Here is an 8,382-nt window from a genome sequence, read left to right as displayed (position 1 = left end):
ACTTAGTGCATAAGCATAGCACCTTTAGAAGTCTTTCCAGAAGCTGTGCAGAAAATAGTCATGTTTACACCTTTCCCCTATTTGATTGATTTTCCTGCGAGTCTTTTGATCGGGTTACAGGTGGATATATGGCGTGGATTTGGGTCAATGCTAGGTTGGATATTAGTATTTTTAGGTGTGAATCGTGTTCTTTGGCGTGCGGGTTTGAAGCGGTATTCTGGGATGGGAGCATGAACAATTTAGATGTCTACGATGGGCTATGCTTATGCACTAAGTACAGCTTTGCATTAATTCGTGGTGAATTGAGGGTTGAATTTTAAACGCAAAGGGGCGCAAAGGGAAGCGCAAAGGTTCGCAGAGAATTGGCTACGAATTTATGAAATATTGTATTTAGCCAGTTAACTTTAATTGCGCCGACCTACTTAATGTACTAGAGATTTTATAAATTACTCGGTATCGTCTTAAACTTATCTGCTGATCCCAAAGAGTAATCTTCTAGTTTAAAATCAGCAAAAGGCTTGTTTTCTAAACGATCTCGTAGCGCCTCATCAATAATCACGCCTGTTGATTGTTTTTTTACACCAATGATTATAAGACTTCTCTGATATGTAGTTAAATCCTGAGTTATCTGACAATTACTTCGTTGAAATTGTCCCAAATTCAATAAGCGATAACTTTTCACGCTTGGGGTATTAATAAATATTTTTTTTGCTAAAAGTTGTATTTGTTTAGAACGTTCTAAAGCCACACGCTCTTGAACTGCTGTATTGCCTTTACAAGAAGCTGTTCCTACAGAGATAATTTCACTGTGAGCTTCCATTATCTTGTCTATACCTTCTTGTTCTAAGTTCAATTTTAAAAGGTCAACACTAATAATTTCGTCATTATATTTAATTTGAAAGCTACTGCCTAAAAGCCATTTATATTCTAATGATAAAACTGCTAGATTAAACTCAGCAATCCTTCCTTGACTATCTCTACCTTCTTGATCAGAAAAATAATCAATTTTACCTTTTTTTTGGGGATATTGTCGGGAATTTTGATTCACAGAAAAATCTGATTTCCGCGTTGATAAAGCCACTGTACTAAGCAATCCTAACACTAGCAATAGCGCTGCAAAAAATGCCAATAGCGGCACTTTTTCTGGCTGTTTATGTGTAGATGATAAGTTATTATTAATTGCTACAGGTAAATTTTCCAGTTGAGGTGATTCTGGTATGTTAGGATTTTTCAGAGTAGTTTTTGTTAGCTCATTTTCAATTTCTTCTAGGTAATGTAAAATTTCGTGGGCATTGACAGGACGTTTTTCGATATCAGATGCTGTTAGCCAATCAATTAAATTCAACAGCAAGGGTGAAATATGGATTGCATGATTTTGCCAGTGCAATAAATTGTGCTGGACATCATACATATCTAAAGGATGGTATCCTGTCAGCAAAAATACAAAGGTGCGTCCCAAGGCAAAGAAATCTGATTGCGGTACTGCTTGACCATTCATTTGTTCTGAGGCGCTGTACCCAGATGACATAAGTGCTGTCATCTTGTCGGTGTTGCTGAGTTTATCTTGGTAGGTTTTAGTAATTTCACTGGCGGTGCCAAAATCAATCAGTACTAGATTCCCCCAACCCTTCTCAATGGGGGATCTAATCATGATGTTAGATGGCTTAATATCTCGATGTAGGTACTGTTTGTTATGGACTACATCCAAAATTCCTATCAACTGTTTTAACCAGTCTATGGCTTGTTCTTGGGATATGGGACTATTTTGCTGCTGCTTTAACCACTGTTCTAAGTTGTAGCCATCGATTTTTTCCATTGCAATGCAATGCAACACTAAACCATTTCGGGTTTGATACTGGAAGTAACTATCTTCTTTGGGAATACCGGGATGTTTGAATTGTGCCAAAAGGGTTACTTCTTGCTGAAATAGTTCTACTGCTTTAGCATCGCCTGATAAATCCTCTTTAAGTATCTTGAGGATTTTGGGGGTATCTTGTTCGTATGCCTCATAAACTTTACTAAAACCTGTTTTTTCACTCAATAGGCACGTCACCCGATAACGCCCTAGCAATTCTAGATGGGAACCACAACTTTGACAAAAGCGGTTTTGATGATTATTCGGGTGATTTGGTTTAGCGCAAACGGGATTGATACAAAGGCTCATGAGTGGGGGATGGGGGGATGGGGGGATGGGGGGGATGAGGGAGATGGGGGAGATGAGGGGGATGGGGGAGATGGGGGGATGGGAGGATGGGGGAATAAGGGATGCCCAATTGGGCTAGACATTGCTCCTATTAATTCTTCTGTTGGCGTATGATAATCCCGTCCAATAATCATGAGATTTTCTATCTGTGTTCTGCCAAGAAGGCTGCCACTGTTTGGTTAAATGCTTCTGGTTGTGTCAAAAACGGCCAATGATTGCCGGGAACTTGGCAGATACGTAAGTTTTTAAGATAGGTTTTGTAGGGTTGGATTTGCCAATCTTGACGGTTCAGTCCTTGTTTGGGCTGGATGAATAGGGTAGGGGTGTCGAGAGGAATGGTAAAACCGGGCACTTGCATTACTGCCTCGAAAATCCCGTCGCGGGCGGCTATGGTAAATTTGCTGCCCCAAGTACCATCGGGTTTTTGTTCTATTCCTGTTTGAAAGACTTGCTGCTGTAAGGAACTCCATCCTTGATATTGCTTTAATTGCCGTGCTTGTTCTTCGGCTTCTTCATAACTGGCAAAGGGGCCCATGCTTTTAAGAAAAGGCAACAAGCGATACAACATCGGAAAAGTTACCCTGAAAAGACTAGGCATTTTCCAGATGAAAATCGGATCGACAAGAATGATACTCCGTAAACGCTTTGGGTTTTGTCTTGCCCAGATAGCGGCTAATTTTCCTGTCCACGAGTGGCTTACAATCTGGGCAAAAGTCCATCCCAGATGATCCATGAGTGCTTCAAGGTCTGCGATCGCACTGTCAAAGCTATAATCTATCTCTGGCTTACTACTTTGTCCATGTCCACGCATATCTGGCGCAACTATGTGATAGTCTGTCGCCAAGTAATCTCCTAAGCTAGACCACGCCAGAGCATGGTCGCCTAAGCCATGTAACAGTAGTAAAGGTTCTTTACCTTGGTTCCACTCTAAATAAGAAAGTTGGATATCAGGCTTTGATAAAGTTTGACGTACAGGCATCATTGCACATCCAGGTCTAGATAGTTTTGCGTTTATATGTTACTGCGGATGAGGGGGATGAGGGGGATGAGGGAGATGAGGGAGATGAGGGAGATGAGGGGGATGAGGGAGAATAACTTATGCCCCATGCTCTATTCCAATTGTTACCAATTACCACTTTATGACTCTGAGGATTGTACCAATTGACACGAAATAATGACGCTAATGAATGCCAAGATCAACAAAAGGATGCCCCAAGGATATTAAAAGTAATATGCCAGAATTACACCAATCAATTGCCCAGCATTATCACGAACGGACTAAATACAACCCTGAGACTCTCGCCTCTAAAAGTCAGCAGTTAGACTGGACTAAACAGCCGGTGCCCTTTAAAGAGTACAAAATTGGCTCTACTTTTGATCTCAAACCCTATATCCAAGAAAAAGCAGAGGCATTTGCGAATAACCCAGATGCTCAATGGTGGCAAAGACTCTCGCGGCTGTTGTTTCGCAGCTATGGATTAACAGCGAAAATGCCTTCTATGGGTAGTGCAGTATATTTACGGGCTGCTCCCAGTGCAGGCGGATTATACCCTGCTGAGATGTATGTGGTTTCCCGTGGTATGTCGTTGTTGCCACCTGGTCTATATAACTACCAGTGTCGAACTCATTCTCTCATGCATTATTGGGAAAGTGATGTTTGGCAAACTCTCCAAGAGGCTTGTTTCTGGCATCCTTCTTTAGAAAATACCCAATTGGCAATTATTATCACTGCGGTATTCTATCGTTCTGCGTGGCGCTATGAAGATCGGGCTTATCGGCGGATTTTTCTGGATACGGGACACCTGTTGGGTAATATCGAGTTAGCTGGTGCGGTTACTGATTATCGCTCCCATTTAATCGGCGGCTTTGTGGATGAATCGGTTAACGATCTGCTTTATGTCGATCCGCAACAAGAAGGTGCGATCGCTGTCTTACCTCTGGCAGACTTGTTAGATGTCAATCAAAATTTGCCATTGGGATGTACTGCTTTACCTTCCGCTACCGAAACTAGTTATCCCCAAATCCCCGATGGCGAACTACTAACATATTTCCATCGACATACTCAGATTCAATCGGGTGTTACTGGCAATCTTAATCTACCAGTTATTAAACAAGAAAAATCTTTGGAGGATAAATACAATTTTCCTTTCTGTTTAAAAATTCCCACCAACACCACACCTATAGACTGGGGACAAAAACTGTCAGAATTGGAAATCACTATGTACAAGCGACGTTCTACCCGCGCCTATAATGGTGATGATTTAAGCTTTGATGAATTGAAAAGCTTACTCGATTTCACTTACCAACCGCAAAATTACATCGACCAAAGTTTAGATATTTCTCCAGACTACTTTGATCTCAATTTAATAGAAACGTTCATTGCTGTTTGCGGAGTCAAAGGATTAGACGCGGGTTGTTATTATTACGCGCCTAAAGCCCAAGAATTACGCCAAATTCGCTTTAAAAACTTTCGGCGAGAGTTACATTTTCTCTGTTTAGGGCAAGAATTAGGGCGGGATGCAGCCGCAGTGTTGTTTCATACAGCTGATTTGAAAGCTGCGATCGCCCAGTATGGCGATCGCGTTTACCGTTATTTACATATGGATGCTGGTCATTTGGGACAACGCCTGAATTTAGCCGCAATGCACCTGAATGTAGGCGTCAGTGGTATCGGTGGCTTCTTTGATGACCAAGTAAATGAAGTTTTGGGTATCCCTGCTGATGAAGCTGCTCTATATATCACTACATTGGGACGCCCAAGATGAAAATAATTCCAGAGACGCTGAGAATACCGCACTGACTCCCCCTTAATCCCCTCCCCGTTCACGGGGAGGGGAGATTTTGTCACTAGACATCTGGTGAAAAAGAATTAAGACTTACGCAATAACTCTCTGAAACTCTTATTCCTTTGTGTCCTTTGCGTCCTTCTCCCAGGGGGAGACGCTGCGCGAATGCGGTTCGTTTTTTCATTATTTTGCGTAAGTCCTGAGAATGTAGAGACGTAGCACTGCTACGTCTCTACAAGGGTTCTGGGTAACGCATATTTAATTTCACCAGATGTCTATTATTCTTGAACTCAGATCCCAACTTTTGTTAACAATTTGGGTTTGGTAGTGACGCCATTTTTGCTGTTGACGCGCTCTTTTATCATCAGTGAGGCTATCAAAACAATCGGCACAGGAGATACCTTGCTCATACTTTGGAGACACTTTATCTTGTTCGGAAATGGGACGCCCACAACAGAAGCACAACTCATAACTTCCTTCCTCCAACCCCTGAATGACAGCTACCCGCTCATCAAAGACAAAACATTCCCCTTCCCATAAACTTTCTTCTGCTGGAACTTCCTGCAAATACTTGAGAATGCCGCCCTTGAGATGATAGACTTCTGCAAAGCCTTGCGCAAGCATGAAGGATGAGGCTTTTTCACAGCGAATGCCGCCCGTACAAAACAGAGCAACCTTTTTGTGTTTAGTTGGGTCGAGGTGGTGACGCACATAATCGGGGAATTCCCGGAATGAGTTAGTCTGGGGATTTTCTGCCCCTTGGAAAGTACCGATATTCACTTCATAATCATTGCGAGTGTCAATTACGGTTACTTCTGGGTCAGAAATTAAATCATTCCATTCCTGGGGATTGACATAAGTGCCAACTTGCTCATTTGGATCAATTTCAGGCAACCCCAAAGTAACAATTTCTTGCTTTAACCGTACCTTCATCCGCTCAAAAGGTGGGGTTTCGGTATGGGACTCTTTGTATTCTAGGTCTGCTAAACGGGGGTCAGAACGCAGAAAGCAGAGAACAGAGGCGATCGCCTGACGCGAACCCGCAATTGTACCGTTAATGCCTTCTTGTGCCAACAAAATTGTCCCCTTGACACCTTGGGCTTGGCAATAAGACAGCAGAGGATCTCGTTTCTCGGCAAAATCTGGCAGTTTGACAAATTTATACATTGCTGCGACAACTTGGATATTTTCTGGCTTCATCCCTTTAGTAATGGAAGAATATAAGTTAAAATAACTAGGGCAATCAACGTTACCTAGTATTTTAATTTTATGGGGGTTTAGCTCAGTTGGTAGAGCGCCTGCTTTGCAAGCAGGATGTCAGCGGTTCGAGTCCGCTAACCTCCATTGAATATAATTGATCTCAGGGTTCTCTAGTTGAGTGTCAACCCCATAGCTAGAAGCTAGGGGCTTGTAGGATACTTTACTTGACCAGATTAATAGTTTAGAGCAAGACCCCACCTTGTACAATCACAAGAAATACACTCTGGAGAGCGACTTGCCTAGATCGATTCAGTCTACTCAAGCACCACTAAAATTTATTCCTCAACGGTTGAACCCGCTGGTACTCCAGATTGTTCGGTGGTTACTGCCGATCGCACTACGGTTTCGCACTCGCCCTTGGCTAACGGCTGGTATTGTCAAAATTGAAGCCAACAATGTTGAGGTATTAGCTGAACTTTATCAACAATTCCAGGCTGGAAAAATTCGCTTTTTGTTGGCATTTCGCCACCCAGAGGTGGAAGATCCCCTTTGTATGCTGTATTTGCTTTCCCGCATTGTGCCACAGGTTGCTCGTCAAGAAGGTATTACACTACAATCCCTTGTTCATAGCTATTTTCTTTATGACCGGGGTATGACCGTTTGGGCTGGAAAGTGGCTGGGTTGGTTGTTTTCACGGGTTGGGGGCGTACCAGTTCGTCGGGGTAGGCGACTAGATGGGCAAGCTATTAAAACTGCACGGAAGTTGTTTGCTAATGGCGAACTACCGATCGCAGTGGCACCGGAAGGCGGTACTAATGGTCATAGTGGTATTGTTAGCCCTTTAGAACCTGGTGTTGCTCAAATGGGGTTCTGGTGTGTAGAAGACTTACAAAAAGCCAACCGGACTGAAACTGTAATTATTGTGCCGATCGCCATTCAGTATCGCTACGTTGAGCCACCTTGGTCTAAACTGGATTGGCTGCTGAGTAAGTTGGAAGCTGATACTGGCTTGGCAGTTAAGGAAATTGATTCGGGCGATGCTTGCGGCGGGCTACCCCGACGCGAAGAGATTTACTATCAACGCCTCTGTAGGTTGGCTGAATATCTCATTACGGAGATGGAAGAGTTTTATCGTCGCTTCTATCATCAAGACATCCCAAAAACCATCTCACCTGATGAATCTGCTAGTTCTAATCAGGTGTTGATTGCTCGACTTCATCGCTTACTGGATAACGCTTTACAAGTTACTGAGCAATATTTTGGAGTTGAAGCGCAAGGTAATTTTATTGATCGCTGTCGCCGCTTGGAAGAGGCTGGCTGGAATTACATTTATCGGGAAGATTTGCCAGATATCAATGGTCTACCACCCTTTAAACGCGGCTTGGCAGACTGGATTGCTGAGGAAGCGGACTTGCGAATGCGGCATATGCGGATGGTGGAAAGTTTTGTTGCAGTTACCGCTAGTTATATTCAGGAACAACCGACGGCGGAACGGTTTGCAGAAACAGCTTTACTTGTATTCGATATGCTTTCTAGAATTCAGGATACAACACTTCCAAGGCGACCTCAGTTAGGTTTGCGACAGGTACAAATCACCGTGGGGGAGCCAATTTCAGTTACGGAACGCTCTAGAAATTGTCAGGGCGATCGCCAGGCGGCGAGACGGGCTGTGAGCGATTTGACAAAAGATTTGCAAATCGCTTTGGAGAAGATGATTGGATAACAAAAATTCTTAGAGGTTGTTTGAAAAGTATTTTTGGTAACATCTAAGCCTCCCAAACCTAACCCGCCTAGCTAAGTAGAGCGACGCAAATAAAGCTAACTGGCTAAGGCTGTCATTTGTCATTTGTCCTTCGTCATTTATAAAGGTTTAAGGTGTATTTACGTTTCGTAATATAGTTTGGTTTATTCTTGCCGACTTACTTAGGACTTACGCAATAACTCTCTGAAACTCTTATTCCTTTGTGTCCTTCTCTTACGAGACGCACTCGCGTTTGCGTCCTTCTCCCAGGGGGAGACGCACTCGCGTTTGCGGTTCGTTTTTTCATTATTTTGCGTAAGTCCTGAGCTCGACTTTATCCATTTTTTGCCAACGCTCAACTTGACGCTGAAACCTCTGTGCTACGGTAGTTCTACTTTTTCGATTTCACCGATAATCAGTGACATGGAAAAAGTTTTTGCCAAAAAGCTAGG

The 8,382-nt window shown here is 43.1% G+C and carries 7 protein-coding genes, 1 tRNA gene and 1 pseudogene; 4 read left to right on the top strand and 5 right to left on the bottom strand.

Annotated features, from left to right (window positions below; translation table 11 throughout):
• Window positions 1-15: 15 nt before the first annotated feature.
• Window positions 16-234 (top strand): annotated as a pseudogene (locus LC605_RS29265) (ABC-2 family transporter protein); the annotation flags it as partial.
• Between the two features lie 205 nt (window positions 235-439).
• On the opposite strand, the gene LC605_RS29260 reads toward LC605_RS29265, so the two are convergent.
• From LC605_RS29260 to LC605_RS29245, 4 genes are read right to left on the bottom strand one after another with little or no spacing between them, the layout of a single operon-like run.
• Entirely contained in the window at window positions 440-2,164 is a 1,725-nt protein-coding gene (locus tag LC605_RS29260) for a serine/threonine-protein kinase (protein ID WP_229550948.1), read from the bottom strand.
• Window positions 2,161-2,337 carry a hypothetical protein gene (locus LC605_RS29255; protein ID WP_229550947.1) on the bottom strand — a complete coding sequence of 59 codons (177 nt, stop codon included), beginning with the start codon at window positions 2,335-2,337 and terminating at the stop codon, window positions 2,161-2,163. Before LC605_RS29255 ends, LC605_RS29260 begins: the two co-directional genes overlap by 4 nt.
• 8 nt (window positions 2,338-2,345) lie before the next feature.
• Window positions 2,346-3,182 (bottom strand): alpha/beta fold hydrolase, encoded by an 837-nt coding sequence (locus LC605_RS29250; protein ID WP_229550950.1) that lies wholly within the window; start codon window positions 3,180-3,182, stop codon window positions 2,346-2,348.
• Between the two features lie 16 nt (window positions 3,183-3,198).
• Complete coding sequence (locus LC605_RS29245) at window positions 3,199-3,339, bottom strand: hypothetical protein (RefSeq protein ID WP_229550946.1); 141 nt, start codon at window positions 3,337-3,339, stop codon at window positions 3,199-3,201.
• Between the two features lie 96 nt (window positions 3,340-3,435).
• Between LC605_RS29245 and LC605_RS29240 the strand changes: the two genes are divergently transcribed.
• A complete protein-coding gene (locus LC605_RS29240; protein ID WP_229550949.1) occupies window positions 3,436-4,968 on the top strand; it encodes a SagB/ThcOx family dehydrogenase in 1,533 nt (510 codons plus the stop codon).
• Window positions 4,969-5,253: 285 nt separating this feature from the next.
• On the opposite strand, the gene LC605_RS29235 is transcribed toward LC605_RS29240, so the two are convergent.
• A complete protein-coding gene (locus LC605_RS29235) occupies window positions 5,254-6,189 on the bottom strand; it encodes a rhodanese-related sulfurtransferase (protein WP_229550945.1) in 936 nt (311 codons plus the stop codon).
• A 71-nt stretch (window positions 6,190-6,260) separates the two neighbouring features.
• On the opposite strand from LC605_RS29235, the gene LC605_RS29230 reads away from it, so the two are divergent.
• Both LC605_RS29230 and LC605_RS29225 read left to right on the top strand, forming a co-directional pair.
• Window positions 6,261-6,333 (top strand) — tRNA-Ala (locus tag LC605_RS29230).
• 151 nt (window positions 6,334-6,484) lie between these two features.
• Window positions 6,485-7,912, top strand: a complete 1,428-nt coding sequence (locus LC605_RS29225; RefSeq protein ID WP_229550944.1) for a 1-acyl-sn-glycerol-3-phosphate acyltransferase — start codon at window positions 6,485-6,487, stop codon at window positions 7,910-7,912.
• The last annotated feature ends 470 nt before the right edge of the window (window positions 7,913-8,382 follow it).

It is taken from the genome of Nostoc sp. CHAB 5836 (genome assembly GCF_020829445.1).
GTDB lineage: Bacteria > Cyanobacteriota > Cyanobacteriia > Cyanobacteriales > Nostocaceae > Nostoc.
Note: the sequence above shows the minus strand (reverse complement) of the source record. Positions and strands in the feature narration are given on the sequence as shown.

Excerpts from the sequence above, each read along its gene's own strand:
- LC605_RS29260 (WP_229550948.1), bottom strand. The coding sequence starts at position 2,164 with ATGAGCCTTTGTATCAATCCCGTTTGCGCTAAACCAAATCACCCGAAT.
- LC605_RS29255 (WP_229550947.1), bottom strand. The coding sequence starts at position 2,337 with ATGATTATTGGACGGGATTATCATACGCCAACAGAAGAATTAATAGGA.
- LC605_RS29250 (WP_229550950.1), bottom strand. The coding sequence starts at position 3,182 with ATGCCTGTACGTCAAACTTTATCAAAGCCTGATATCCAACTTTCTTAT.
- LC605_RS29240 (WP_229550949.1), top strand. The coding sequence starts at position 3,436 with ATGCCAGAATTACACCAATCAATTGCCCAGCATTATCACGAACGGACT.
- LC605_RS29235 (WP_229550945.1), bottom strand. The coding sequence starts at position 6,189 with ATGAAGCCAGAAAATATCCAAGTTGTCGCAGCAATGTATAAATTTGTC.